This is a genomic window from Mameliella sp. CS4, from assembly GCF_019392335.1.
Lineage (GTDB): Bacteria > Pseudomonadota > Alphaproteobacteria > Rhodobacterales > Rhodobacteraceae > Antarctobacter.
This window is the reverse complement of record NZ_JAHXRQ010000035.1, coordinates 1-26,970: the sequence shown is the minus strand read 5'-3', so window position 1 is coordinate 26,970 and position 26,970 is coordinate 1. Positions and strand designations below refer to the sequence as shown.

Sequence of the window (26,970 nt, the reverse complement as noted above, 5' to 3'; positions counted from 1 at the left end):
AGATTCCAGCATGAAGAACTTCGCCCTGATCGGCGCCGCCGGCTACATCGCGCCGCGCCACATGAAAGCGATCAAGGACACCGGCAACGATCTGGTAGCGGCGCTCGATCCCAACGATTCCGTGGGCATCATCGACAGCCATTTCCCGGAGGCGCATTTCTTTACCGAGTTCGAACGCTTCGACCGGCACATCGACAAGCGGTGCCGCGCCGGCGGGGCGCGGATCGACTACATGTCGATCTGTTCGCCCAACTACCTGCACGACAGCCACATGCGCTTCGTGCTGCGCTCGGGCGCCGATGCGATCTGCGAGAAGCCGCTGGTGCTGAACCCGTGGAATATCGACGGCCTAGTCGAGATGGAGCAGGACACCGGCCAGCGGATCAACACGATCCTGCAGTTGCGGGTGCACCCCTCGATCATAGTCCTGCGCGACAAGGTGCGGGCCGAGGCCACACGGGGACGCAAGCACGAGGTCGACCTAGCCTACATCACTTCGCGCGGGCGCTGGTACCTGCAGAGCTGGAAGGGCGACACCCGTAAGTCCGGCGGCATCGCCACCAATATTGGTGTGCATTTCTTCGACATGCTGCATTTCCTGTTCGGTGCGCTGCAGGACAATCGTGTGCACCTGAACGAGCCCACCAAGGCGGCGGGCTACTTGGAATACGAGCACGCGCGCTGCCGCTGGTTCCTGTCGCTCGACGTGAACGACGTGCCGGAGGCCCCGCGTGAGGCGGGCCAGCGCACTTATCGTTCGATCACCATCGACGGTGAGGAGATCGAATTCTCCGGCGGGTTCACCGACCTACACACACGCTCCTACGAGGAAATTCTCGCGGGACGCGGTTTCGGGGTCGAGGAGAATCGCGTGGCGATCGAGACGGTGTCCGCCATCCGGGAAATGCGACCGGCAGGCCCCGACACCATGACCCACCCCTTTGTCGGTAAAGCAGCATGAGCGGATACAGCCTTCACCCCAGCGCCATTGTCGACGAGGGCGCGCAGATCGGCGAGGGCAGCCGCGTCTGGCACTTCGTGCACGTCTGCGGCGGTGCCCGGATTGGCCGCGGCGTGTCGCTGGGGCAGAACGTCTTTGTCGGCAACCGTGTCTTGATCGGCGATAAGTGCAAGATCCAGAACAACGTGTCGGTCTACGACAACGTCACGCTGGAAGAGGGAGTGTTCTGCGGCCCCAGCATGGTCTTCACCAACGTGCACAACCCGCGCGCCCTGATCGAGCGCAAGTCCGAGTACCGGGATACACTGGTACGTCGTGGCGCCACGCTTGGGGCGAACTGCACCGTGGTCTGCGGCGTGACAATCGGGGCCTATGCCTTTGTCGCGGCGGGCGCGGTGATCGTCCGGGACGTGCCGGGTTTCGCGCTGATGGCCGGGGTGCCGGCGCGGCAGATTGGGTGGATGAGTGCCTGGGGCGAGCAGCTGGACCTGCCGCTCGAGGGTGCGGGCGAGACGGTCTGTCCGCACACCGGCGACCGCTATGCGCTGGAGAACGGGGTGCTGCGCCGGGCGGCGGCAGACCAAGGCCAGTCATGAAGGTCTTCCAGATCGGCTTCAACAAGTGCGGAACCTCCACGATCCACTTCCGGCTTGATGCGCTGGGGTTCTCCGCGGCCCATCTCAAGACGGCGGACAGGCGCTACCTGGCCACAGTTATGCAGGACAACCTCGAGGCCGGACGGTACATTCTGGCGGGATTGGAGGATTACGACGCTTTCAGCGATATCGAGGACGTGCGTGAGGACGCGTTCGTCGAGGGCTACAAATTCTTCCCGCAGATCCTCGAACAGGTTCAGGATGCCCGTTTCATCCTGAACCTGCGCGACCGCGAACGCTGGATTGCCAGCCGGCTGGACCACAATGACGGCACCTATGCCGAAGCTTTGCGCCGGCTGGCCGGGCTGCCTGACCTGCAGGCGCTGGCCGACCGGTGGCGCGCGGACTGGGATGCCCACGTGGCGGCCGTCATGGAGACGATCCCGGCCGGGCAACTTCTGGTCTACAACCTCGAAACCGACGACCCCTCCGTGATCGACAGGTTTCTCGGACGCACGCTCGTGAAACGGCAGGGGCAGGCCCCGCAGAACTTCACCCGCTCCAGTTTTTCCAAGACCTTGTCGCGGCTCGTGCCGAAGGCGGTCAAGGATGCGCTTCCGAAGGAACTGAACCGCTCTTTCCATTACCTGTTGCGGAAACGCCGCTGACCTTCCCGTTCAAAGGCTACTTGCATGATCCCTTTCATCGACCTCGCCGCCCAACAGGCCCGCATAAAGGCGGATCTCGACGCGCGGATGGCCCGTGTCCTGGCGCATGGGGCCTACATTCTGGGACCCGAGGTTGCCGAGCTCGAAGAGCGGCTCGCGGAGTTTACCGGCGCGGCCTATTGCATCAGCTGCGCCAACGGCACCGACGCGCTGCAGATCGCGCTGATGGCCCTCGGCGTGGGGCGTGGCGACGAGGTGATCACGCCTGGGTTCTCCTACATCGCCACCGCCGAGACGGTGGCGGTGCTGGGCGCGCGGCCGGTCTACGTGGACATCGACCCGGTGACCTTCAACCTTGATCCCGCGGCGCTGGCTGGCGCGATCACGTCGCGCACCCGGGCGATCATCCCGGTCTCGCTCTACGGTCAGACGGCGGATTTCGACGCGATCAACGCCATTGCCTCGGCGAACGGGCTGCCGGTGATCGAGGACGGGGCGCAGAGCTTCGGCGCCACGCTGGACGGGCGGCGGTCGGGCAACCTCTCGACCATCGGCTGCACCAGCTTCTTCCCCTCCAAGCCGCTGGGCTGCTACGGCGACGGCGGGGCGATCTTCACCTCGGACGAAAACCTGGCCACGCCGCTGCGCCAGATCGCCCGGCACGGCCAGGACCGCCGCTACCACCACCTGCGGCTGGGGGTGAACAGCCGCCTCGACACGCTGCAGGCGGCTGTTCTGCTGGCCAAACTCGAGATATTCGAGGAGGAGTTGGCGCTGCGCGACGCGGCAGCGGCGCGGTATGCCGCGCTGCTGGGCGCGCGCGGCATCGCCGCGCCCACAGTCGTGCCGGGGCGCAGCAGTGTCTGGGCGCAATACACCGTGCGCGTGGCCGAACGGGACAGGGTGCAGGCCCGGCTGAAGGCGGCGGGCATCCCGACGGCGGTGCATTATCCTCTGCCCCTGAACCGCCAGCCCGCGGTGGCGGACCCCAGGTCGCATCTGCCCGTGGGGGATGCGGCGGCGGAGCAGGTCATGAGCCTGCCCATGCATCCCTACCTGGAGGCCGGGACGCAGGAGCGCATCGCCGACGCGCTGGCCGAGGCCCTGGCGGGGGCGCCGGCATGACGGCCCCCCTGCGCGTCCTGATCCCGTTCCACGCAGCGCCGGACACCTTTCAGGACAACGTGGCCCACACGCTGCGCCAGATGGGGCACGAGGTGATGCTGGCACCGGGTCCGTTCCGCCGCAACCGCGGGCGGATCGGGCGCATGGTGTCGGACGCCATGGTGCGGCTCTACCCCTATCGCTGGGAAGCGCACGAACGGTTCGCCGTGGAGGCGGCCCGACACTTCCGCCCCGACCTGGTCATCTGCCTGACCCAGAGCTTGCGGAGCGAGGTCCTGGCGGCTCTGCGCGAGGTGGGCGCGAAACGGTTGGTGGCCTGGTGGGGCGATACCCCCGCCAACATGCGCGGCATGGGGCTGTTGCAAGACGGCTGGGATCGGATCTTCATCAAGGACGCGCTGGCGGTGCAGAAAATGCGCGCCGTGGGCCTGAAGGCAGAGCTGATGCACGAGGCGATCAACCCCGACTGGCATTGCCCGCAGGGCGCGGCGCGCGACAACAGCGTGGCAGTGGTGGGAAATTACTATGGCTACCGGCAATTCCTGGTGCGGCGGTTGATGGACGCCGGCGTGGAGCTTGCCCTGCACGGTTTCGCGCCACCGCGCTGGGGCGATCCGCGGATCAGGTCGATGCACACCGGCCGCTACATCACGCGGAGGGACAAGAGCGCCGTCTTCGAGGGCGCACTGGCCAGCCTGAACTGTACCGCCATGTCCGAGGGTGACAGCCTGAACTGCCGCGCCTTCGAGATCTGCGGCGCCGGCGGGTTGCAACTGATAGAGGCCAAGCCCTCGGTGGCGGAATGCTTCGAGCCGGGCGAGGAGGTGCTGACCTATGCCTCGGTCAGGGATATCCTGGACTGGCTCGACCGCGCCCGCCAGGACCCGGCCTGGGCCGACGGGGTGCGCGCCGCCGGGCGCCGCCGGGCCCATGCCGAGCACACCTACGCCCACCGCCTGGCCCGCATCATGGAGGTGGTCTGAGCCGTCATGCCGACCTCCTTCGCAGATACCGTGGCCCCGCGCCGCCCGCTCCGCGTGGGGATGTTCCTGCGGCACCCGCGGCCCGGGTTTTTCTCGCTCGAGACCGTCTTCTCGACCGTGCGCGAGGCCCTGCCCGAGGGCGTCGACGCGCGGCTCTACGTCTCTCCCTACCCCTCCCGCGGGGTGCTGAACCGCTTGAAGTCCATCGCGGCGGCGCGGCGGCGGATGCGGGAAGACGGGCTCGACGTGGCGCATGTGCTGGGAGACGAGCACTTTCTGACCCTGGGCCTGCCGCGCGCCCGGACCGTCCTGACCGTGGCCGACAGCAATGCCATCGCCGATGCGCGCGGGCTTCGGCGCGCGATCCTGTGGCTGATCTGGCTCTACCTGCCGCTGCGGGCCAGCCGGGTGGTGACCGCGATTTCCGAGCGCAGCAAGGCGCAGCTGGCCGACCTGACGGGACCGCGCGCAACAGCGGTGCGGGTCATCGACTGCCCCCTGCCCGCGCGCTTCGGCCCCATGGGGCCGCCGCCGGACAGCCGCACCGTGCTGCACATCGGCACCAAGGCCAACAAGAACCTGGACCGGCTGGTGGCGGCGATGCAGGGGCTCGACGCGCGGCTGATCGTGGTGGGCCGGCTGTCCGGGGCGCAGCAGGCGCTGCTCGACGGCTCCGGCGTGGCGTATGAAAACCGGGTGAACCTCTCTGACGCCGAGATGCTGGAGGCCTATCGCGACTGCACGATCATGACTTTCGTCTCCACGGCCGAGGGGTTCGGGATGCCGATCATCGAGGCCCAGGCCATCGGCCGCCCGGTGCTGACCAGCGACCTCTCCCCGATGCGCGAGGTGGCCGGCGGCGCCGCAGCGCTGGTCGACCCGACCGACACGGGGCGGGTCCGGGCCGGGCTGGTACGCCTGCTGGAAGATGCCGGGCACCGCGAGGACCTGGTCCGGCGCGGTCGGGAGAACGCCCGGCGCTTTGCGGCCGGACGCATCGCAGGGCAATACGCTGATCTTTACCGCGAGGTGGCCGGGAAAGCCGCCCACGAGATCCCCGCTCCGGGAAGGGCCGAAGCATGACCAACGATCTTGCCGATGTTCACTTGGCCATGCAGGTCATGTTCGTCTTTTGGGTCCTGCTCGTGTTGCGGATTATCCGCGCGACGTTCGCGCGGGGCAGCGTCGGCTTACCTGCCGCCCTGGTACTGACGATGAGCTTTCTCTACGGTGGCTGTTTCGTCTACGCGGTTCCGGGCTACACCCATCTGCGCCCCGGTGGCCATTGGTACCTAGGCAAATATGATATTACGGAATGGCTGATCGTGAAGGCGACCTTCGCTTCCCTCTTGGGTCTGCTCGGTTTCGCGATCGGTGTCGGAGCCTTCCGGAAGCTGGCCTCGGCACAGTCCGCGCGGCAGATCCGGGGCGCGCGCATGCCTCGGGACTACGAATTGGCCGTCCTGACCGTCTTGGGGACCTTCGCCCTGGTCAGCTACGCAGGCAATTACCTGCGGATCAGCTTTCCCATGTCGGCAGCCTTGTTCGAGGCCGGGCGCAACCTGGGCGTGGTGGTCATCGGCCTCGGTGCCTGGATGGCTTTCCGGGACGGCCGGTCACGTAGGCTCTGGGTGGTGCTGGCAGCGATGGTGCCCGCCTATTACGTCCTGCTGTTCGGCTTTGCCTCCTACGGGTTTCTCTTCGGCATCACGTTGCTCTCCTTCTGGATGGCGCAGATCAGTGACTGGTCTCGGAAACCCCTGCTGGTGCGGGCGGCTTGGTCGGTGGGCATCATCTGGCTGCTCCTCACCGGATTCGTGGGCTGGTTCTCTTTCCGCGACGAAATCCGGCTGGTGATCTGGCAGAACGGCAGTGGCAACCTGCTCGACGTGCTAGTGATGGCCGTGTCGCAGACGGAGCTGTTCTCGCTGTGGAATTTCCAGGCGCTCGACCTGGTGAACATCCGTCTCAATCTCGGACTTTTCATCGGGCGCATGATCGAGCAGCACGCGCTCTTTCCCGAGTTGCAGCAATGGGGCGCGACGCTGGTCATCCTGCCGCTGGTCCTGGTGCCGCGGGTCCTGTGGCCCGGGAAGCCCGCCCGTGGGGGCAGCGATTTCATGTCCGAACACACTGGGCTGATCCTTTCGGACAGTGCGACCTTCGGCAGTGGAACGGTCTTCGAGTTCTACATCAACTTCGGCTACGTCGGCGTGTTCGTGGGGTTCATTGCCTTCGGCATGATCCTGGCCTGGCTGGACCGGACGGCGTTCCGCCACCTGCGGGAAGGGCGGCTGATGTCCTTCGCCAAGGTCTACGTGATTGGCATCGTGGCGCTCGATCCGCTGCTCAGGCCCTTCTTCATCGTCAACGGCGCGGTCTTTGCCTGGATCATCATGGGGATGCTGGACTTCGCATTGATGCGCTGGCTGCGCGGGTTGCGGCAGCGCCGCGCGCGTGAAGACAGGGCGGACCCTCTGAGGAAACAGGTACAGTGACACCGTTGTCTTTCATTCTCGTTTCTCCCCCGCCGATCGACGGCTACCCGCCGGTGCAGTACCAGGCACGGCTGCTGGCGCTGGCGGGGCACCGGGTGCAGGTGGTGACGTCGACCCTGCGCGAGGGCGCCGTGCGGCCCGATTTCACCTGCCCGGGGGTCGAGGTGCATGCGCTGACGACGGGGCAGTACCGCGAAGGCCGGCTGAGTCGGAACCTGCGCCTGGCCCGGGCCCTGCTGCGGGCCCGTCTGCGGGCGGGACGCGGCGCGGTGGAGATCTGCTACGACCCGATTGGTGGCCTTGTCAGCGACATGACCCCGCTGCAGCCGCGCTGGCGCATCCTGCACCTGCACGAATTGCTGCAATACATGGACAGTTTCCTGGAGAACCGCCTTGTAAAGGCGGTACGGGGATTCGCGCGGGTCGTCGTTCCCGACGAGGGCCGTGCGGCCCATACCGCCGAGGCGCTGAAGCTCGACAGGCTGCCACTGGTGATCGAGAACTATCCGCTGCGCGCCGAGGCTCCCCTGCCCCGCGAGGAGACAGGGCGTTTTGAGGTGGTCTATTGCGGTTCCCTCGGGTTCAATCAGAAGCTCGACATGCTGATCCGCTCTATCCCCCTCTGGCCGGCCGAGGCGCATCTGGTGCTGATCGGCAATGACACCACCCCGATCGCCGGGCAACTGCAGGACCTCGCGGTTGCGGAAGGGATCCGGGACCGGGTGCATTTCCTGGGCTGGATGGAAACCGAAGCCGCCGAGCGGCGGCTCGCGTCGTCGGACCTTGGCGTGGCGTTGCTGGACGGCACGCTGCAGCAGTGGCGCACGGCGCTCGGAGCCTCGAACAAGCGTTTCCAGTACATGAAGGCGGGGCTGCCCCAAATCGGCGACTGGAACCCCGCGGTGCCAGAATTGCTGGACGGCATCGGGGCTTGCCTGTCGACGGATGATCCGGAAGAGATGGCGGGCCTCGTGGCGGCCTATGCCGCCGACCCGGAGCGGTGCCGGGCCGAGGGCGCGCGGGCCTTCGAACGGCACCAGGCGGGGTACAACTACGAGCATGTCTTCCCCCGGCTTACCGACTGGCTCGAGGAGATCCGGACATGACCGGGACGCTCATGGTCATCGACCCCGGGCTGCAGCTCTGGGGATCGGAGCGCGCGCTGGCCGCAACTCTCAAGCCGCTGACCGAGGCCTGGGACCGGGTGATCCTGGTCACGCCTCCGGGGGCGGCGCTCGCCGGGCTGGTGGCTGATCGTGCCACGCACGGTCCGGTGGAGGTGATCCATGCGCCCATCGGCCTGCTCCACAGGAAGGGCCGCGCGGCGCGCCTGATGGCGATGGCGCGGCTGGGGCTGCTGATCGCGCGGCACCGTCCGGACCGGATCTACCTCAACCAAGCCGGGCTCTGCCGTCTCCTAGCGCCACTGGCGCGACTGGCGCGGGCGCCGCTGGTGCTGCATGTGCGCCTTCTGGAGGACGTGCCGCGCGTCGCCCCCCTGCGGGGGAGCCCCAGCGCACCGCTGCACCAAGTCTACATCAGCGATGCCATGATGCCCTCGCCTCCTCCGACGAAGAACGCCCATACCTTCCTCCACAAGGCCTACGATCCCTACCTCTTCGCAGCCGAAAATCCACGCACGCCGGGCGGGACTGCGGATTTCGTCAGCCTCGGCCGGCTGGCGCACAGCAAGGGCCAGCACCTGCTGGTCGAGGCGATGGGGGATCCGGCCTTTGCAGGCCATGCCGCGCATGTCTTCGGCGAAGGAGCTCCGGGCGACCTTTACGAAACCACGCTGAAGGCCGGCGCCGCGGATCAGGTCGCGGATGGGCGCGTTGTCTTTCATGGCTTTCGGCCGGATGTCACCGATGCCCTGGGCGGCTACCGTTTCCTAGTTTCGACCTCGAACTTCGAGACCCTCGGCCGCGTTGTCATGGAGGCCTGGGAACAGGGATTGGTGCCCATCGTCTACGCCGGTAGCGGCGGTGCAGCGGAGATCGTCCGGAAATCGGGCGGCGGGCTGCTCTACGAGGACTGGACCGTCGAGTCGCTGGCTCCGGTTCTGGCCCAAGCGCTCGCGATGCCCGAACCCGAACGCCGGGAAATGGCGGAAATGGGCAGATCTTGGGCCGTGGAGGCCTTGGACATTGACAATTATGAAACCACGCTCAGGGGTGTTCTTTTCTGACAATATTCCACGGAGAGATGACTTTGACACAACAGACAACCTATTTGCGTGGGATCGCGCGCCGAATGGTGGCGGCGATGCCCGCCCCCCTTGCGGAATTGCTGCGCAGTGCCAAACGCGCGGTGCTCAACACCCGTTCGTCCAGGAACGTCTTTACCAAGATCGCGGAAGACAACACATGGGACGGTACAGAGAGCGTCTCGGGGCCCGGCTCGACGCTCGAAGCCACGGCGCTGTTGCGCGCGGCGCTGCCGGACCTGCTGGCAAAATACGAGATCACGAGCTTGCTCGACGTGCCCTGCGGTGATGCCTACTGGATCAGCCAGACGCTTCCGGCGGGCGTCACCTATACCGGTGGCGATATCGTGCCCGTCCTGATCGAGAAGGCCCGCACAGAGAAGGGCGGTCTCGGTACATTCGACGTTATCGACTTGGTCACCGACGATCTGCCCAGGGCCGACTTGGTGATGGTGCGCGACTGCTTCATCCATTTGCCGCACGCCATGGTCAAACAGGCGATTGCCAACGTGAAACGCTCGGGCGCGCGTTACTTGCTGACCACCACTTATCCCGGCCGCGCGGCAAACATCGATATCGAGATCGGCGGCTTCCGCCCGGTGGATATGCAGGCCGCCCCCTTCAATCTGCCCACGCCGCTGGAGATGATCCTCGAAACCGAAGGCAAAACTAGCGGCAAGTCGATCGCGCTGTGGGATGTATCGGTGCTTTGATCTGCGAGATATGACCATGCTCTTTTTTGAACCTGTAGGAGATTTCGATGAACCTTATAGCACGAACGGCCAGAAGCCTGCGTGGGCTTTCCAGGCTCAGGGGGTGGCGCCGAGTGGTCCAGATGCTGGTGCCACGTGACCATCAGAGCCACTTCAAGGTAACAAACTGGCACGGTATTCATTCCGGGCGCATGTCGGACTATATCCAGCGTCAACTCTATCTCTTTGGAGGGTACGAGCAGGATGAGATCAACGCCTTCTTGGCGATCGCGTCCTCGGAACGCCGGGGTGTTCTGCTCGACATCGGGGCCAATATCGGTGTGCATAGAATTGCATTCTCTAAGCATTTCGGTCAGGTCTTTGCCTTTGAGCCTAATCCGAACCTCTGGGCAGATTTCGAGCAGATGAAGGCGGATAACAGTGCTGACAACCTCACTCTCGTCAAATGCGCGCTGGGATCGGAGAACACCGAGTTGCCGTTCTTCCTGGTGGACGACTACAACTTGGGACTTGGCACCCTGGTTCAGGAAGAGCAATATGACCGCCCCCTGAAGAAAATCCACGACGTACCGGTGCGAGTCGGAATGGAGATCTTGCGCGAACAGGGTATCGACAAGGTCGACGCGATTAAGATCGACGTGCAGGGGTTCGAGCTCGAGGTGTTGCGCGGCCTGCGCGAGATGCTGGAGCGCGACAGGCCGATCATCTGGATGGAGTTTGCCGAGGGCCTGCACGATACGCCAGCGGACCAAGAGATTATGCGGGTTCTTCTGCAGGGTCGTGATCTGTTTCAGTTTGTTGTCACGGGGAAGGTGTTCCGGCGAACCGAACTGCGCCGAATTGAGGGCATGCCTGCAACTACCGGGGACTACGTCCTGATCTGATGCGCATTCTCGTCTTCGCCCCCAATTACCTGCCTGCCACCCGCTACGGCGGCCCGGTGCGCTCCGCGCACGGGCTGGCGCGCGGGCTGGTGACGGAGGGGCACGAAGTGACGGTGCTGACCACCGACGTCGATGGCCCCGGGCGGCTCGAGGTGCCGCTCGACCGGGCGGTGGAGATTGACGGGGTCTCGGTACGCTATTGCCCGATCCGGACCCCGAAGCGGCTCTATTACAGCCCGGACATGGCGCGGCTGATCGACGAGATGATGCCGGACACGGATGCGGTGCACATCAACGGGCTCTTCCTCTGGCCCGGGCCGCGTATCGCGCGGGCGGCGCGGCGGCAGGGCGTGCCGGTGGTGATCTCGCCCCGGGGGATGCTGATGCCCGAGATGGTGGCAGGGAAGTCGCGGCTGGTGAAGACCGCCTGGATCGCCCTGCAGGAGCGCGACACGCTGCGCACGGCGCGGGCGATCCATGCCACCTCGGAAGGTGAGGCGGAGGGCCTGCGCACCTCGGGGCGCGATCTCGCTCCGGTGGTCGTGGTGCCCAACGGCGTGGAGGGCCCAGGGCAGGCGCTCACCGCGGAGGAAATCGCCGAGGTCTGGGGCGACGTGCCTGAGGGGCGGCGGGTGGCGTTCCTGGCGCGGCTGGACTGGACCAAGGGGATCGACCTGGCGATCGAGGCGGTTCGCGCCCATCCCGACGCGGTGCTGCGCATCGCCGGGCATGACCAGATCGGCCTGCGGGCCGAGCTGGAGCCGCGGCTGCGCCGCGACAACGGCTCGTCCGCCGGAGCTTTCCTCGGGCCGCTCGATGGTGCACGCAAATGGGCCTTCCTAGCCGGGGCGGACCTGCTGCTGGCCCCCTCGGTACGGGAGAGCTTCGGCATGGCGGTGGCCGAAGCGCTGGCGGTCGGCACGCCCGCCCTCGTCACCCCCGGCGTGGGTGCAAAGGACTTGGTGGCGGAGGTCGACCCAGGGCTGGTGGTGCCGCGTGAGGCCGGGGCGCTGAACGGGGCGCTCTCGACTTTCCTGACGGATCCGGCGCGACGTTCGGCTGCGGGCGGCAAGGCCCGGACGATCATGGCCGAGCGCTACGACTGGCGCGCGATCGCGGCCCGCATGGCCGCCCTCTACAGCGGGGAGGCTGTGTGATGGCCATGGGGTCTTTCCGTCGCGTGACGACCTCGCCCTTCCTGCGCAGCGTCTCGATCCTGTCGGGCGGCAGCGCGCTGTCGATGGCGGTGCCGATCCTGGCGGCGCCGGTGCTGGGCCGGCTCTATGCCCCGGCGGAATACGGCGCGCTGGCGCAGTACATGGCGTTCTCGGCGATCCTGGCGGTGCTGTCGACGCTGCAGTTCCAGCACGCGATCATCGCCGAAGGGTCGCTGCGCGCGGCGCGGCAGATCGTCTGGCTCTGCCTGGCCTGCGCGGCGGGCGCGGCGCTGCTGGTGCTGGTCGGCGTGGCGCTGGCCTGGCCGCTGGGCCTGTCGAAGACGGCGGCGGGCGCCTGGATCTGGATGCTGCCGGTCAGCGTCCTCGTGGCCGGGGTCACCACCAGCGGCACCTTCATGGCAAACCGGATGGGCCGCTACCGGCGCATGGCCGCGGTGCCGTTTCTGCAAACGCTGACCACCGTGACACTGTCGATCACCTTGGGATTTGCAGGCTGGGGCAGCGCGGGGCTGCTGAGCGCCTATTTCGCCGGGCAGATGCTGCAGGCGCTGGCTTTCGTGACCTACCTGCGCGGGGCGAGCCTCGGGACGATTCCGGCCCCGGCGCTGCTCTGGCGGCGGGCGCGGCGGCACTGGAAGTTCCCCGCCTTCACCTTGCCGACGGGATTAGCCGGTCAGCTGAACATGCAGATCCCGGTCTTCGCTCTGACCGCGCTCGGCGCCCATGCCGCGGTCGGGTCCTTTGCCCGCGCCCGGCAACTTGTGTCGCTGCCGGTGACGGCGCTCGGTGGCGCGGTGTCTCAGGTCTTCCGCCGCGATGCCGCAAAGCAATACCACCAGACAGGCAGCTGCAGAAAACTGATGCTTCGCACAGCAAGCGGGTTGTTCTTTCTGGGTCTGGGTCCATGCCTTCTGTTTATCGCCTTCGCTCCATGGCTGTTCACAGTCTATCTCGGACCAAAGTGGCGCGAAGCTGGCGAAATCGCACAAATCCTTGCGCCAATGCTTCTGTTGCAGACCGTTGTCGCGCCAGTGACCACGATTTACTACATTGTCGGCCGCCAAGGTGAAGATTTCGCATTGACCTTGATATCGATGGCAATCATGGCGACAGGAATAGTGGCGGCGGTTTTTTTGAGATTCGATCCAAAATCCGTAATTTTGATATACTCGGCGGTTTTCTCGGTGGTCTACATTGTATATCTTGCACGATCCTTCACTCTCAGCAAAAGGCCGGATCAATGACACGACGTGCGGAAAACGGTTTCAAGCTTCCGTTCATGCGCAAGGCAGTCGGTGTCTTTGGGCGCCTGCTTTGGGCCATCGCAATGCTGTCCAAAGATGCAAAATGCTTGCGCAATACAAAAGGAACCCAGGCTCCGGCCGATCTTGGCAGATGGTTCTGGCAGAGATTGATAGGGATAAATGGTGGTGCCTACTGGCCAATGCACCCTTCAAGTACTGTAAGCTATGCGCAGCGGATTCATATCGGTATTGAAACATCCCCAGGCTGGAGTCCGGGCTGCATGATTCATGGTGTAAACGGGATAATAATTGGTGACTATACGCAGATTTCGCAAAATGTCGCGATCCTGAGTGGAAATCATGACCCGTATGCCTTGCCAAAACAGCTACCTGCACAACCGATCCGGATTGGTAAATACTGCCTTCTCGGGTTCAATTCGGTGATTATGCCGGGTGTGGAGTTGGGTGATTACACTATTGTTGGAGCAAATGCCGTTGTGACAAGGTCATTTCCAGACGGCTATGTGGTCTTGGCCGGGGCTCCGGCGAGCCCGGTCAAGACACTTGAACCTGAACTCGCGCGCGATCATGTCAGCGCGCCGCATCAGCGTTATCACGGTTACGTGTCTGCCGCAGATTTTCCGGAATTTGCAAAAAACAATCTTGGCTGAATAAGGATCAAACCATCATGTGTGGATTGAGTGCGATCATACATTTGGATCACAGGCCTGCAACGGTCGAACCCCTTCACGGCATGAACGCAGCCGTCAGCCATCGTGGCCCGGATGGGTCGGGGGTGCTTTGTGAGAGCTCTGTTGGCCTGGCTCATACAAGGTTGTCGATCATTGATGTCGAAGAACGGGCCAACCAGCCGATGTCGCGTGAGCGCGCTCATCTGGTATTCAATGGCGAGATCTACAACTACTTGGAGCTGCGCTCAGAATTGGAGGCCAAAGGGCGAAGATTCAAGACGACCTCGGACACCGAAGTCCTGCTGGTAGCGCTTCGGGAATGGGGTCGCGGAGCGCTCGATCGTCTTTGCGGCATGTTTGCTTTTGTTTACTACGACGTCGAATTGGGCCAGGTCTGGGCCGTTCGCGACCGTTTCGGCATCAAACCGTTGGTCACGTCCCGCGTCGCGAATACCGTGCTGTTCGCCTCCGAGGCAAAACAAATCCTCAAGACAGGCATGATAGATCCCGTCCTCAACCGAAATGCGGCCGCCGCGTTCCTCGGTCGGGCGCAACTTAGTACTGGCAAGGACACGTTCTTTGCCGGTATCGAAGAAATTCGCGCTGGAGAAATGGCGGTGGTCGATTTGGCGAAAGGCACGGTCGACGTCACGCCTTGGTACAAACTTGCCGAGAAAGTGGTTCTGCGGCGGCCGTCTTATAACGAGGCTCGCGAAGGTCTGCGTGCCTTGCTCGAGCAGAGCATCAGGCGGCATCATCGATCGGACGTCCCTTTGGCTGCCAGTCTTTCCGGTGGTATCGACAGCTCAGTTGTCGTCACGCTGAGCCGCACGCAATTCCCCGACAAGGATTTGACCACGATTTCGACATTCTCTCGGCATCAAGGGTATGACGAAACCCGATTCAGTCGCGCTGTTGCCGAAGCAAACAACGTGAATGCGATAGAAATAGAGGTCGATGCCAGCCGGGTTTGGGATCCGGATCTGCATGAAGAACTTGGGTATTATCAGGACCAACCCATCAAGGGTGGGAGTCAGTATAATGAATATCTTCTTTTCAAGGCGGCGCGTGAAAATGGGTTCACAGTCATGCTCGATGGCCAAGGCGCTGACGAATATTTCGGTGGCTACGGCCAATTCTGGTTCTCTGCACAATACGAACTCTTGACCTCAGGACGGTTGAAGCCTTTCCTGGAAGGATTGAAGGCAAACTCCGAGACAATGAACCGCTCATTTCTCGTGGAGATGCGATCTTTTGTTCGGGGCCTAGCCTCTGGACTACATAGAAGATTTCAACCGTTGCAGGGCGCCGCGCGATGGGTGCGTGAACCATGGCTTGACGTAACCTCACAGGGGACTGAACGTTTTTTGTCTCTTTCACTTGAGCAGCTCGGAAGTACATCTGTTCCGTTTCAGCTATATTCTCAAGATCGCGCGGCAATGAGATGGTCGATCGAGTCCCGGGTACCATTCCTTGATCATGAGGTCGTTGAGTTTGTTCTTGGATTGCCGACGGAGTATAAAGTTGGCCAAGGGTACAGGAAGCGCATCTTGCGCGATTCTATTCCAGAAATTCCTTTTGTTGTTTCTAACCGAAAAGATAAAATTGGCTTCGCATCTCCAGATAATATCGCGCTTAGGGGCCAATCCGACTATGTGCGATCCATGCTTGAACACGCCTGTGCTAATTTGAAAGACCTTGTAGATGAGGAGGTCATGATAAGAGACTTTGACACCATGGCCGCTGGAAAATCCATGTATGATCCTGCCTTTTTCCGAGTCCTTGCGTTTGATGGGTGGCGGCGTGCTCACAATGTTTCGATTTGATGGGTATGTATTGATGTTTGCTCATTTGTTTCGGCAACTGCACGGCCCACACAAAACACGTTCTACGTGTGCCAGGAAAGATAATGGATATTGTTTTGTGCGAGATTCAAGATGAAAAATTGCAATATACCAAACCTCGTAGTTATTGGCGCCATGAAATGTGGCACGACGACACTGCACGACTATCTTTCAATACACCCGGAAGTATTCATGTCCGATCCAAAGGAGGTGAACTGGTTTGCCGGCGAGAACGCAAACAGACCGGTCGAATGGTACCGAGGGTTATTCGATAGAGACGCGAGGATTCGTGGGGAGTCGTCACAGAATTACTCCAAGCGGCATGTTCCTCTTTATTCGGACGCCCCGGAAAGAATGGCGAGCTTGGTGCCGGAAGCGCGTTTGATCTACATCGTGCGTGATCCCATTGAACGTTATCGCTCGCATGTCGCCGAAAACTATATTGGCGAGGACAGTGAGTGGCAGAAGTGGAACCGAGAGAACGACCACCACTTCAAGACCGGCCTCTACCACTGGCAACTGCAACCGTTCCTCGTGCATTTTCCCCGCGAACGAATCATGGTGGTGGAGCTGGAGCGGCTATCCGCTCAGCGGCTGGTGGTGATGAACGAGATCTTCGATTTTCTCGGCATCGACCGGATGGACGACCCAACGGCGTTCGATTTCACGTCGAATCCAAACGGCGAGGATGTCGTTCCGACCGCGGTCCAGAGACATCCGCTTTATCGGGCCGCTCGGCGTCTTGCGCCCGGTCTTACCGGCCGGTTGACCCGGGCTCCCGCCATCCGCAAGCGTTTCTTCGCGGGCAGCTACAAACCGGAACTGTCCTTGGAAGAGCGGACCCGCCTGCAGGAGGCCTACGCCGAGGACGTCGCCGCCTTGCGGTCGCTGACCGGACAGAGTTTCTCGTCCTGGTCGGTCTGAGACCGGCCATCGAGAAGGAGCAGACCCATGATCGCGATCATCGACTACGGCGCCGGAAACATCCGCTCGGTGCAGAACATGCTCAAGGCGCTGAGCCTGCCGGCGCGCATCGTCCGGGACGGTGCGGAGCTGGAGGGCGCAGAGCGCATCATCCTGCCCGGGGTCGGCCATTTCGATCACGGCATGGCGCAGCTCGAGGCGCGCGGTCTTGTCCCGGCGCTGAACGAGATGGTGACGGGCCGCGGCGTGCCGCTTTTGGGGATCTGCCTCGGCGCGCAGCTGATCGCACGCCGCAGCGACGAGGGGCAGCGCCCGGGGCTGGGCTGGGTCGCCGCCGACGTGGTGGCCTTCGACCGCGCCCGCATGGGCCCGGAGCTGCGCGTGCCGCACATGGGCTGGGCGGAAACCTGGGTCGCCCCCGGCACCGCCCTGCCGCCGGCCTTCGACGCCGCCTTTCCCGAAGACGCGCGGTTCTACTACGTGCACAGCTTTCACCTGGCCTGCGAAGATCCGGACCGCGCGGTGCTCCGCGCTTGGCACGGTTACGAATTCGCTGCCGGCGTGGCCCAAGGCAACGTGCTGGGGATGCAGTTCCACCCGGAAAAGAGCCATGACTTCGGCAAGCGGGTCCTGCGCGCCTTCGCCGCCTGGACCCCGGAAAAGGTGACGACGTGACCCCGCTCCCCCCCACCCCGGGCCGCCCCGGCCGAGGCCGCTGCGTGCGGGTCATCCCGACCCTGCTGATCGACCGCGACGGGCGGCTGGTGAAATCGGTCCGTTTCGGCAAGCGCACCTACATCGGCGATCCGATCAACGCGGTGCGGATATTCAACACCAAGCGCGTCGACGAGCTGGTGCTGATGGACATCGACGCCGGGGCGGCCGGGCACGAGCCCGACTGGGACCTGATCGGCGACATCGCGGCCGAGGCCTTCATGCCGGTGGGTTACGGCGGCGGGCTGACCTCGGTCGACCGCATCGCGCGGGCGGTGGACTGCGGCGTCGAGAAGGTGATCCTGTCTTCCGCCCTCGCCGAAGGCACGGCGCTGGTGGAACAGGCGGCGGCGCGCTGGGGGCGCCAGTCCGTGGTGGCCTGCCTGCCGGTCCGCAAGTCCTGGCTGGGCAAGCCGCAGGTGCGCGTGCGCCAGGGCCGGGACGCCCTGCCCGGCACCCCGGCCGAGATCGCCGCGCGGGTGACCGCCGCCGGCGCGGGCGAGATCATCGTCTATTCGATCGACCGCGACGGCACCTGGGAGGGCTACGACCTGGAGCTGCTGCGCCGGATCTCGGAAGCGACGGACGCGCCGGTCGTGGCCTGCGGCGGGGCCGGCGGGGTGGAGGATTTCCGCCGCGCGGTCACCGAGGGCGGATGTGCCGCGGTGGCAGCCGGCAGCTTCTTCATCTATCAGGCCAGGGGCCGCGGGGTGCTCATCAGTTACCCCGCCGAGGATCGGCTGCGACGGGATTTCTTCGAAAGGATTTGAGAACAGTCATGACAAGCGCCCAAAAAACGACGCGGCACCAAGTATGTACCGTCACGGTCATGGACACGACCGACCCGGACATCCGTTTCGACGAGAATGGGGTCAGCAACTACGTGGCCGAGTTCGAGGCATTCCGCGCCTCCCTGCCAGACACCGTGACCCGCGACCGGATGCTGGCGGATCAGATCGCCACGATCAAGGCGGTGGGCAAGGGCCGGCCCTACGATTGCGTCCTGGGTCTTTCGGGCGGGGTGGACAGCTCCTACCTGGCCTGGCTGGCAAAGGAATGGGGCCTGCGCCCGCTGGTCGTGCATTTCGACAACGGCTGGAACTCGGAACTGGCGGTGAGGAACATCGAGGAGATCGTCAACCGTCTGGACTTCGACCTCGAAACACTTGTCATGGACTGGCAAGAGTTCCGCGACCTGCAGCGCGCCTATTTCCTCTCCTCGGTCGTGGACATTGAGGTGGCCACGGACCAGCTGATCCAGGGGGCGCTGTTCCGCCTCGCCGCGCGTCACGGGATCAAGTACATCCTTTCGGGCACCAACTGGGCGACCGAATGGCTGATGCCGCCGAGCTGGAACTACCGCAAGCAGGACCTCGTCAACCTGCGCGCCATCCACGACAGCTTCGGGTCCGTACCGCTGAAGAAGAGCACCCTCTACGGGCTGCGGCAACAGATCTGGTACACCTATGTCAAGCGGATCCGGACGGTGTCCCTGCTCAACCTGGTGGACTATTCCAAGGCCCGCGCCAAGGGCCTGCTGATGGAGAAGCTCGGGTGGCGCGACTACGGCGGCAAACACTACGAGTCGGTCTTTACCCGCTTTTACCAAGGCTATGTCCTGCCGCGGAAATTCAACGTGGACAAGCGCAAGGCGCATCTTTCCAACCTGATCCTCACCGGCGAGATCACCCGGGACCAAGCCCTAGCCGAGCTGCAGCAGCCCACCTACGACGAAGAACTCATGGAAGAGGACAAGGCCTACGTCGCCAAGAAGTTGCGCTTCTCCGAAGAGGAATTCGACAAGATCCTGTCCGCGGCCCCGGTGCCGCACGCGCACTACGGAACCGACGCCGAGCAACGCAAGCGCTTCATGGCTTGGGTGACGCTGCTTTCACAGACCCGCAACATGATATTGCGCCGCGGCTGACGCCATGACCGACACGCGCCCCCTTGCCCTCGTGATCTCGCCCCAGCCCTGGACGGGGTTCCAGGTCTCCAAGCACCACTACGCCCAGGCGCTTGCCGGGCGCGGCTGGCGCGTGGTCTTCGTCGACCCGCCGTCCCCGGACATCCGGCCCGGCGAGATACGCCTTGCCCCGACGACGGTGGAAAACTTGGAGTCCCTGCAGTACCGCCCTGCCCTGCCCCACGCGCTGAAGTTCCACGCCCGCTGGCTCTTCGACCGCATGATGCGCAGGCAGGCACGGGCCATCCGCCGGCGGGTGGGGCGCCCGGACCTGATCTGGGATTTCGACAATGCCTACCAGTTCCGCGACCTGCGGGTCTTCGACGCCCGGCGGTCGCTCTTTCACCTCGTGGACGACGTCGGGGACCGTGGTCAGGGCGGCAAGCATGCCGATCACGTCTTCACCCTGCACCCGGTTTTCTGCGCACACGCCGGCGTCCCCTGCCGGCCCGATCACGTGATCGACCATGGCCTGGGGGCGCTGCACATGGAGGAAGCGCGCCGTCCTGCCGGGCCGCGCAGAGCCGGTGCCGCGCCCGGGCTGGGCTTCGTCGGCAATCTCGGCGCGGGCTGGATCGATTGGGAGGCGATGGCAGAGATGGTGCGCCGCCATTCCGAGGCCCGCTTCACCTTCTGGGGGCCCTTGCCGGAGACTTGGGACCGCGCCGAGGCCCTGAACCGGGTGCTTGCAATGCCCAACGTCGAATTCCCCGGTCTGACCGCTCCGGAAGACATTCTCGCCACCTCCGACGACATCGATGTCTGGCTTCTGCCCTTCCGCGCGGAGGCCTTCGACTCGACGCGCCCGTTGAATTCCCACAAGGTGCTCGAATACCTCGCGACCGGAAAGTGCGTCCTGATGAGCTGGCTCGAAGCCTATGACGGCAATCCCCTGGTGCATGTCTCCGCCGGTCCGCAGGCCGACGATCTGCCGGACCGACTCGATGCCCTGCTGAACGATCTCGACGCGGCCAACGCGCCGGAACGCCAAGCGGCGCGCAAGGCCCATGCGCTCGAGCGCGGCTATGACAGGCATCTCGACCATATCCTCTCGGTGGTGGGCCTTGGGGCTGCTGCCGAGCGACCGAAGGGCTCCGAAGATGCGGCTTGACCGCTACACCTCCGGCGGCTTCGACCGCGGCGCACCGCGCTGGAAGGAGGCGCTCTGGCTGGTGGCGGACGGGCTGCTGCTGGCATCCTGGCTGCCCGGCTCCGGCTGGCGGCGCGGGCTGCTGGCGGCCTTTGGCGCGCGGTTGGGCGTGGGGGTCGTGGTCAAGCCTGGCGTGCGGGTAAAATTCCCCTGGCGGCTCACCGTTGGCGATCATTCCTGGATCGGCGAGGACGTCTGGATCGATAACCTCGCCCCCGTCACCATTGGAGCCCACGCCTGCCTCTCGCAGGGCGCCTATGTCTGCACCGGCAGCCACGACTGGTCGCGCGAGAGCTTCGATCTCATCACCCGGCCGGTGAGCATCGCCGATCATGCCTGGTTGGGCGCGCGGGCCTGCCTTGCCCCCGGGGCGACGCTTGAGGAGGGCGCAGTGCTGGCCATGGCGGGGTTCGGTCAGGGTCGTCTGGTCGCCTGGACCATCCATGCCGGCAACCCCGCCACCCCGCGGCGGGCTCGGCCGTCCCGCCCCAAGGCAAGCGCCTGCACATGAAGCTCTCCGTCGTCATCGCGGTCTTCAAAATCTTGGCAACCAGAACGGTTTTCGCGAAAAATTGAAAGGCGGGGGTCTTGCGCCCCCGCCGCGGTCCGGATGTGGTATCGTGCCTGCCCCGCGGAACCGGTTTAGGCGACTGCGCTGGCGTATTGCGGCGCCCAGGTGCCGGGCGCGCCACCAGCGGTACAGGCCCAGCCTGTCAGCACCTTGCCCTGGGCGTCCACGACCGGCTTAGCGTTCCTGACGAAAGATCCCGTCGGATATGTTCCGGAAACCGGCGACGCGGTCCCGGAACTATAGGTAAGCACGACCCTGGCATCGTAAAGCTCGGTACCAATGCGGGAACTCGAGGCCGTTTTGTTCAGAGCGATTGTGGTCCCGCTGACCGCGGTGACGCGGCAGTAGTTCGGCAACCCGTCGGCCTTGATCCAGTCTCCAACCTTCCACTTGCCCGTCGGAGAGACATTGGTAATCGTGTCGGAGCCATTGGTCAGATCGCCAAATGTAAACTGGTGCATCAGCGGCATCCGGTAGGTGTAGAAGGCGTATGTGCCGGACTGCAGGCTGACCGGTACGCCCGTGAGGTGCACGTCCGTTGCCGTCACGCTGTTAACTAGCCCGATGCCGACCCGGCGGGCGGTTCCGTTGCCGCCGTTGTTTTCGACAATCGACCAGCCGTCGTTGATCCCAATCTCGTCACCGACCGACACCGTGCTCATGTCGAGCCCTGTCACCACGGCGCTTCCGTCCCCTGCGACGGTCACGGTCCCGGAACCGTTGTAGATTGCCTCCCATTCTGAGATGCAGGTCCACTCGTCACCAAGCGACATGATGCGCGCACCCACGCCGGGAAGCGCATTCGCAAGAAGCGCACCAAGGTGGCCGGTGTGAACCCCGCGGTAAGGACCGTTGGCATAGCGCAGGTTCATGGTCTGGATGTGCGGCGACGAGTAATCGGCAAAAAAGGGCATGTCATCAAAGGTTGCGCCATCGACATTGATCTTGTTCTGGATCTTCAGCCGCCGGGCCGCGCTTTTGTATTTGCCGATATATCCCCCGAAGAAGTTGACCGGACCGTTCCCCGTCAGATGCATGTCCACGTCTGGAAGGTTGGACGTAGCCGCGTCGATCAACTTGATCTGAGAGTCCTTGAACGAGAAGCCGTGTCCACCGTCCACATGGCCGATGGCCCAGATGCTTTCGAAATAGGCGTCCGTCACCGCGCCGTTGCCGCGGGCCACCTCGCCCGCCACGATGCTGTGACCATGCACAAAGACCCCGCCGCGAATGTAGCAAAGCGCACCGGTGCCTGCGCCGTAGCCGGAGCCGCCAACCATGAGTACGTCGAACCCCTTGGCATGGCAGTCCTTCATCACGCAACCGCGGTTCTGGCTTTCGCCAATAAAGAAGGGCCAGCGGTTGTAGGACAGATTGCTCTTGGAGACGGTGATGCTGTCACCCAGCTGCACGTCCGACCCGGAACACATCACTCCGACGATCCAGCCCTGCACGTCGCAATTCTCCACCAGGAGCTGCGTCGTCCCGGACCCGGACGGGGCAGCATAATGGTCTGGCTCCGCGCCGGAGCCGTCGAAGACTGCGAATTTCTCGTTCGCGGGCATCGCGCTGTAGAAAGGATCGACACAGATCCCGGCATGCAGCTTGTACTGACCGCTTTCCACCGCGCCGTTGGTGTTCCACCAGCCGTTTCTTGTTAGCAAGCTCGAATAGGACGGAAGCAGGAGGTTGTTTGCGGTGCCTTTGACCGCCACGTTTCTTAGGGTGAACTGACGCAACTTCTGGATCACGATCCCTGGGCTCTGAAGATCGGTGAAAGTGAAGGAGGTCCGCTGGTTGTGCATGTAGCCTTGTGCCGACCCTTCGATGTGGATCGAGGCATAGGAGAAGATCGTCCCGTCGAAAGAAAAGGCCTTGAGCGGCTTGTCGAGGCTGTAGTTCCCGCGGACGACGATCCGGGGGACCTCGTGGTTCGCCTGAGCCCACTTGATGGCCCAGGCAATGGTGGCGTTCAGGCGGTCAGCGTCGTTGACGATATGGCCGAACTGCCGATCCGACACGCTGCCGTCCGACGTAGGACACACGTACAGGCTGACCCCGCCTGCCGTGGCGATGTCGGCATCCGTAGCGCCCTCCGGCGCAACCTCGTAGCGGAAGCCATCTGTCCAGACAACGACGGTGTCGCCCCCGCCGACAAGCGTCTTGTCCTGCTGGGCAGCATAGGACAGGGCAGTGTCTTCGATCAGGGCCGCCACGTCTTGGTAAGACGCGCAGAAGCCCAGTTTCGGAAGGGCGGCGGGTTCACCGGATCCTAGAACTGTGCTGATCGAAATATTGTCCACCTCGGTTAGGACCTCGCCTCGCGGCGTTTCGACAACCATGCGGTAGAGGCCATCGATCACGTAGCAAGGCGGGAAGTTGCCGTCCTCGTCTGCCCGAAGGGGGTTCGCCTGCTGGATAGTCAGATGAAAGTCCTTGTAGATGTTCACAAGGATGCCGGGCTCGTTGACCGGGTAGACGTACAGCCGCGCCCCTGCAACCGGGTCGCCATTGTTTTCTAGGGCTCTTTGTGCCACTGCGAGATCAAGAAGTCCCATGTGATGTCTCCGTTGCTCGATTAGTACCGTGGATATGCAAAGCCCTGCCTCGATCATCAGCCGAACAGGACAGGACCCATGCAATCGATCCGCTGAGCGAGAACGATGTCGGTCAATTATTCAGAAAGGCTGATGGCATCGCGCGCAGGAATGGTGCCTGGCGCAACGTCGGCAAGACCACCATCCATTGGCGGTCAAAGTGAGACGCGATATCTCCCCCCGTCGGCGCCTACTAGGGCACCCGCGCCCGGTATGCACGAAGACTGAAACCGGGCCACCCGAGGGGGCAGGCTGCGGGTTTCGCAAATTCCCGGACACCTGTGTGGGTGTGGGAGGGGTTGGTCAGCGCTGACCTGCCACCCGAAACTTCCCTCGTTCTGATGTAGAGTTTGCTCAACCTTTTGAAGGAGCAAGCGAATGCGAAAGAGCCGGTTCACCGAGGCGCAAATCTTCGTCGCGGTGCTTGGCGCATCGAACTACACCTTCGCCTGGGCTGAGCCTCAGTCAGAAGCTGCCGGACTGGATCGAAGCGCAGGTTCGCGTGCTGAAGTTTTTCGGCGGGGTCCCAAAGGCGATCGTCTGCGACAATCTCAAGGCCGCGGTGGCCAAGCCACTCTGGTTCGAACCATCGCTGACCAAGACCTTTTCCTACATGGCGACGCATTGCGATACGACGGTGCTGCCTGCCCGACCGCGCAGCTGCGACAGGATCTCGGCGCCTATGCCGAAGGGGGCCGAACCGTCTTCGACCGCCAGGATCGCCTCGTGCTTCATCATGTGGCGCGCAGGGCCCGACAGATCCATCGGGCTGAGCTTGACCATGCAGAGCAGGTCGAAAAGCGCATTCGTCTCGGCCACGATTTCGTCATAGGCGTCGTAGATGAGCCGGGCCGGCTCGCCATAGGTGACAATCGAGAAATGCGGCTTGTCGTATCGGGGCGTGATCAGAAGATGTCCCAGCGTGCGGGCGTTCTGCCGGATCTCCAGCCGCTCGTTGACCGCCGGTGCGCGCCGGCCGTAGTCGGTCTTGTTCTCTATGATGATCGAGGGGACGGAAAGGTCCTGGGTTTCGCGCAGGACAGCCGCTGGATCGGAGAGCGAGTTCAGGGCGACCACCAGCACGTTGTCGATCCCTCAGAGGAATTTCTCGAGGGATTGCGAATGCGTCGCGCCATAGCCGCGCTTGCCGCCCATGGGCATCCGGATCGTGACCGGGCAGCTGGCCTGTTTTCCGTACATGTGATGGTACTTGGAGATGCCGTTGACGATCTGGTCGAAGGCATAAGTGACGAAATCGCCGAACATGATCTCGGCGATGCCGCGCCGGCCCGCCAGGCTGTAGCCTGCCGCCACTCCGACAAGCCCCGCCTCGCTGATGGGTGTCGAGACGATCGCATCGGGGAAGTCCTGGCCGTTCCCCTTGGTGGCCTTGAACGCGCCGCCGTAGGGGTCGGCGATGTCCTCACCGATGATCATTGCACCCCGCTCGGCCTCTTCACGCAGGAAAGCATTGACCCTTTCGATCACCCGCCCCTCGAAACCGGCCGCGGGCGTGTAGCGGGCCGAGGTGCGCCGGGGCATCTGGTCGCCGACATAACTGTCCAGTGGAAGCTCGGGCTTGGAGAGAGCGGTGTCGAAGTAGCTCTCGACCTCTTCGTCGATTTCGGAGAACCGCTGCGCGAGGTGGTTGTTGCCCTCCGAGATCCAGGAGATCGGATCGTTCTGCCGGAAAAATGCCACCTCCTCGGCATCCCGGTCGTCGTCGCCCTTGGAGTGGGCGTTCAGACGGTAGGTGGTCATCACGATGGCCACCGGTTCGCTGTTCCCGCGGGCATGTGCGATGGCCTCGCCCACGGTCTGCATCAGGCTCGGCAGATCCCATGTATTGGCCAGGAAGGTCTTCAGCCCGAAGGCGCGGAACCGGTCCGGGATCGATCCCGCCGTGTTGCGGGTCTGCGCGGTTGACTGGGAGTAGAAATTGTTCTCGCAGACAAAGACCTGCGGCACCTTCAGCAGGGCAGAAAGATTCAGCGCCTCGTAGGTCACGCCTTCACCCAGGGTGCCTTCGCCGACGAAAGAAACGACGACATTCTCCGTCTCTCGGACCATTCGGCCGATGCCCGTCCCCACCGGCAGCAGCGCCCCCTGCGGACCGTTCGAGATGAAGCCCTGGCGGTAGAGATGCTGGCTGGACCCGATACCCTTGCAGACACCATCCGCCTTGCCGAGCAATTCGTCGATCAATCCGGTCCAGTCGCCCGTATGGGCGATGTAGTGACCGTGGCAGCGGTGGTCGGACGTGATCCAATCCCCGTCGGTCAGGTGCTAGCAGATCGAGACGGCACTGAATTCCTGGCCGACACAGGTGTGTACGGTGCCGTTCATCTGTCCCCGGCCAAAGGCCACGAAGAACTGTTCCTCGACGCGGCGAATGCGATAAGCCTGTTCGATGAGCGTGCTATAATCTTCGGCAAGCTTGGCGCGATCAGAGCTGCTCCAGAGTGTCTGCACGGCCTTGCGCAGCTGGTTCACATTGCGAATTTCGTCCATGGATAGACCAATCGTAGACAAGGGTTGACCGAAATGGCGGAAAGCTATGCCGAGCTTCAATTACTGCGGTGATTCACATATTCAAGCAGCAGTTTCAACTGACATGCGCGCTTGACCGGGCTATGAACGGTGGATAGCCATGCGCTGGGTCAATGCGTCCCTCGATATTGTAACGCTTTAATGACAGGGGACTTTTTCGGTGCCGACACAAGAGACGCAGGCCGGTGTGCTTGATATCGCGGCCAATTAGGGGTGCCTGCAAATTCAGCAGATCCGTACTCGCAGGACGCGTCCTTTGGGGGATCGCCTGACCCTTGTTCCGTCTGACGCCCCGTCCGTTCTTCTGGCCCTGGAGGGTCTTCCTGTTACGGATGTTCGGCGCGAAGATCGGCAGGAAGGTCAGGATCAACCCCAGTGCGCGGGTCTTCCTGCCCTGGAACCTGACGATCTGGGACTACGCAACTATCGGTAGTGGGGCAAACCTGTATTCCGTCGGGCCGATCCGTATCGGGGCCCGGGCCACGGTTTCGCAATATACGCATATCTGTGCCGGCGGGCATGACCCATCCAGTACCACGCTGGATCTGACGCGCCCGCCGATCTCGATAGGCGAAGACGCCTGGGTCGCGGCGGATGCCTTTGTCGGTCCGGGGGTGACCATAGGGAGAGGCGCCATCGTCTCTGCTCGCGCGGCAGTCTTTGCGAATGTCGACGACATGGTGATCGTGAGTGGAAATCCGGCGCGTCCGCAGGGTTTCAGGGACATCCAGGACTGAAGCGCTCCGGCGCGATGCGGCTGGGGACGGGGTGCCGCGCCGGATGCTGTTTTTCAGGTCAGCGCGCCAGCTGTCAGCGCGCCACCTGGCCGGCCGCATTCAGCAGCGTCGGGAAGGCCTGTTGCAGGGCGCGGCCCCACTTGGTGATGGGCTGTTCCTCGATGAAGAG

General features: G+C 63.6%; 26 protein-coding genes and 1 pseudogene. 23 read left to right on the top strand and 4 right to left on the bottom strand.

Annotated features, from left to right (window positions below; genetic code table 11):
* The first annotated feature begins 10 nt into the window (after positions 1-10).
* From KZZ07_RS24520 to KZZ07_RS24420, 21 genes are all read left to right on the top strand, one after another.
* On the top strand, positions 11-961 hold the full coding sequence (locus tag KZZ07_RS24520) for a Gfo/Idh/MocA family oxidoreductase (RefSeq protein WP_219518804.1): 951 nt from the start codon (positions 11-13) through the stop codon (positions 959-961).
* A complete protein-coding gene (locus tag KZZ07_RS24515) occupies positions 958-1,557 on the top strand; it encodes an acyltransferase (RefSeq protein ID WP_219518801.1) in 600 nt (199 codons plus the stop codon). Before KZZ07_RS24520 ends, KZZ07_RS24515 begins: the two co-directional genes overlap by 4 nt.
* Positions 1,554-2,225 (top strand): sulfotransferase, encoded by a 672-nt coding sequence (locus KZZ07_RS24510; RefSeq protein ID WP_219518798.1) that lies wholly within the window; start codon positions 1,554-1,556, stop codon positions 2,223-2,225. Before KZZ07_RS24515 ends, KZZ07_RS24510 begins: the two co-directional genes overlap by 4 nt.
* A 24-nt stretch (positions 2,226-2,249) precedes the next feature.
* Positions 2,250-3,350, top strand: coding sequence for a DegT/DnrJ/EryC1/StrS family aminotransferase (locus KZZ07_RS24505; protein WP_219518795.1), 1,101 nt, complete (start codon positions 2,250-2,252; stop codon positions 3,348-3,350).
* Positions 3,347-4,333, top strand: a complete 987-nt coding sequence (locus tag KZZ07_RS24500; RefSeq protein ID WP_219518793.1) for a CgeB family protein — start codon at positions 3,347-3,349, stop codon at positions 4,331-4,333. Before KZZ07_RS24505 ends, KZZ07_RS24500 begins: the two co-directional genes overlap by 4 nt.
* Before the next feature lie 6 nt (positions 4,334-4,339).
* Entirely contained in the window at positions 4,340-5,416 is a 1,077-nt protein-coding gene (locus KZZ07_RS24495) for a glycosyltransferase (RefSeq protein WP_219518790.1), read from the top strand.
* Positions 5,413-6,831: a hypothetical protein gene (locus KZZ07_RS24490; RefSeq protein WP_219518789.1), complete on the top strand. Its 1,419-nt coding sequence runs from the start codon at positions 5,413-5,415 to the stop codon at positions 6,829-6,831. Before KZZ07_RS24495 ends, KZZ07_RS24490 begins: the two co-directional genes overlap by 4 nt.
* On the top strand, positions 6,828-7,937 hold the full coding sequence (locus KZZ07_RS24485) for a glycosyltransferase (RefSeq protein ID WP_219518785.1): 1,110 nt from the start codon (positions 6,828-6,830) through the stop codon (positions 7,935-7,937). The genes KZZ07_RS24490 and KZZ07_RS24485 overlap by 4 nt, the downstream gene beginning before the upstream one ends.
* Positions 7,934-9,019: a glycosyltransferase family 4 protein gene (locus KZZ07_RS24480; RefSeq protein ID WP_219518782.1), complete on the top strand. Its 1,086-nt coding sequence runs from the start codon at positions 7,934-7,936 to the stop codon at positions 9,017-9,019. Before KZZ07_RS24485 ends, KZZ07_RS24480 begins: the two co-directional genes overlap by 4 nt.
* Before the next feature lie 23 nt (positions 9,020-9,042).
* Positions 9,043-9,750 (top strand): class I SAM-dependent methyltransferase, encoded by a 708-nt coding sequence (locus tag KZZ07_RS24475; RefSeq protein WP_219518780.1) that lies wholly within the window; start codon positions 9,043-9,045, stop codon positions 9,748-9,750.
* 122 nt (positions 9,751-9,872) lie between these two features.
* Complete coding sequence (locus tag KZZ07_RS24470) at positions 9,873-10,634, top strand: FkbM family methyltransferase (RefSeq protein WP_255564576.1); 762 nt, start codon at positions 9,873-9,875, stop codon at positions 10,632-10,634.
* A complete protein-coding gene (locus KZZ07_RS24465; protein WP_219518774.1) occupies positions 10,634-11,791 on the top strand; it encodes a glycosyltransferase in 1,158 nt (385 codons plus the stop codon). Before KZZ07_RS24470 ends, KZZ07_RS24465 begins: the two co-directional genes overlap by 1 nt.
* Positions 11,791-13,056, top strand: coding sequence for an oligosaccharide flippase family protein (locus KZZ07_RS24460; RefSeq protein ID WP_219518771.1), 1,266 nt, complete (start codon positions 11,791-11,793; stop codon positions 13,054-13,056). Before KZZ07_RS24465 ends, KZZ07_RS24460 begins: the two co-directional genes overlap by 1 nt.
* The gene (locus KZZ07_RS24455; RefSeq protein WP_219518768.1) at positions 13,053-13,727 is read left to right on the top strand and encodes an acyltransferase; all 675 of its coding nucleotides are present in this window, start codon (positions 13,053-13,055) and stop codon (positions 13,725-13,727) included. The genes KZZ07_RS24460 and KZZ07_RS24455 overlap by 4 nt, the downstream gene beginning before the upstream one ends.
* Positions 13,728-13,744: 17 nt before the next feature.
* A complete protein-coding gene (gene asnB / locus KZZ07_RS24450) occupies positions 13,745-15,574 on the top strand; it encodes an asparagine synthase (glutamine-hydrolyzing) (RefSeq protein ID WP_219518755.1) in 1,830 nt (609 codons plus the stop codon).
* Between the two features lie 111 nt (positions 15,575-15,685).
* Positions 15,686-16,516 (top strand): sulfotransferase family protein, encoded by an 831-nt coding sequence (locus KZZ07_RS24445; RefSeq protein ID WP_219518753.1) that lies wholly within the window; start codon positions 15,686-15,688, stop codon positions 16,514-16,516.
* A gap of 27 nt (positions 16,517-16,543) precedes the next feature.
* On the top strand, positions 16,544-17,191 hold the full coding sequence (hisH, locus tag KZZ07_RS24440) for an imidazole glycerol phosphate synthase subunit HisH (RefSeq protein ID WP_219518752.1): 648 nt from the start codon (positions 16,544-16,546) through the stop codon (positions 17,189-17,191).
* Positions 17,188-18,000, top strand: a complete 813-nt coding sequence (locus KZZ07_RS24435) for a HisA/HisF-related TIM barrel protein (protein ID WP_219518739.1) — start codon at positions 17,188-17,190, stop codon at positions 17,998-18,000. Before hisH ends, KZZ07_RS24435 begins: the two co-directional genes overlap by 4 nt.
* An 8-nt stretch (positions 18,001-18,008) precedes the next feature.
* A complete protein-coding gene (locus tag KZZ07_RS24430; protein WP_219518736.1) occupies positions 18,009-19,157 on the top strand; it encodes an N-acetyl sugar amidotransferase in 1,149 nt (382 codons plus the stop codon).
* A gap of 4 nt (positions 19,158-19,161) precedes the next feature.
* Entirely contained in the window at positions 19,162-20,307 is a 1,146-nt protein-coding gene (locus KZZ07_RS24425) for a glycosyltransferase family protein (RefSeq protein WP_219518734.1), read from the top strand.
* Positions 20,297-20,857 carry a WcaF family extracellular polysaccharide biosynthesis acetyltransferase gene (locus tag KZZ07_RS24420; RefSeq protein ID WP_219518731.1) on the top strand — a complete coding sequence of 187 codons (561 nt, stop codon included), beginning with the start codon at positions 20,297-20,299 and terminating at the stop codon, positions 20,855-20,857. Before KZZ07_RS24425 ends, KZZ07_RS24420 begins: the two co-directional genes overlap by 11 nt.
* Positions 20,858-20,988: 131 nt before the next feature.
* On the opposite strand, the gene KZZ07_RS24415 is transcribed toward KZZ07_RS24420, so the two are convergent.
* Complete coding sequence (locus KZZ07_RS24415) at positions 20,989-23,475, bottom strand: hypothetical protein (RefSeq protein ID WP_219518719.1); 2,487 nt, start codon at positions 23,473-23,475, stop codon at positions 20,989-20,991.
* A gap of 441 nt (positions 23,476-23,916) precedes the next feature.
* Here KZZ07_RS24415 and KZZ07_RS24410 point away from each other — a divergent pair.
* Positions 23,917-24,172, top strand: a pseudogene (locus KZZ07_RS24410) (IS21 family transposase); the annotation flags it as partial.
* Here the strand turns inward: KZZ07_RS24410 and KZZ07_RS28165 are convergent.
* From KZZ07_RS28165 to KZZ07_RS24395, 3 genes are read right to left on the bottom strand one after another with little or no spacing between them, the layout of a single operon-like run.
* Complete coding sequence (locus KZZ07_RS28165) at positions 24,124-24,597, bottom strand: transketolase C-terminal domain-containing protein (protein ID WP_219518716.1); 474 nt, start codon at positions 24,595-24,597, stop codon at positions 24,124-24,126. The pseudogene KZZ07_RS24410 and the gene KZZ07_RS28165 sit on opposite strands and share 49 nt — an antisense overlap.
* 12 nt (positions 24,598-24,609) lie before the next feature.
* Positions 24,610-25,797 (bottom strand): thiamine pyrophosphate-dependent enzyme, encoded by a 1,188-nt coding sequence (locus KZZ07_RS24400; RefSeq protein WP_255564573.1) that lies wholly within the window; start codon positions 25,795-25,797, stop codon positions 24,610-24,612.
* A 3-nt stretch (positions 25,798-25,800) separates the two neighbouring features.
* Positions 25,801-26,025, bottom strand: a complete 225-nt coding sequence (locus tag KZZ07_RS24395) for a hypothetical protein (RefSeq protein WP_219518713.1) — start codon at positions 26,023-26,025, stop codon at positions 25,801-25,803.
* A gap of 371 nt (positions 26,026-26,396) precedes the next feature.
* Between KZZ07_RS24395 and KZZ07_RS24390 the strand changes: the two genes are divergently transcribed.
* Positions 26,397-26,801 (top strand): LbetaH domain-containing protein, encoded by a 405-nt coding sequence (locus KZZ07_RS24390; protein WP_219518712.1) that lies wholly within the window; start codon positions 26,397-26,399, stop codon positions 26,799-26,801.
* The last annotated feature ends 169 nt before the right edge of the window (positions 26,802-26,970 follow it).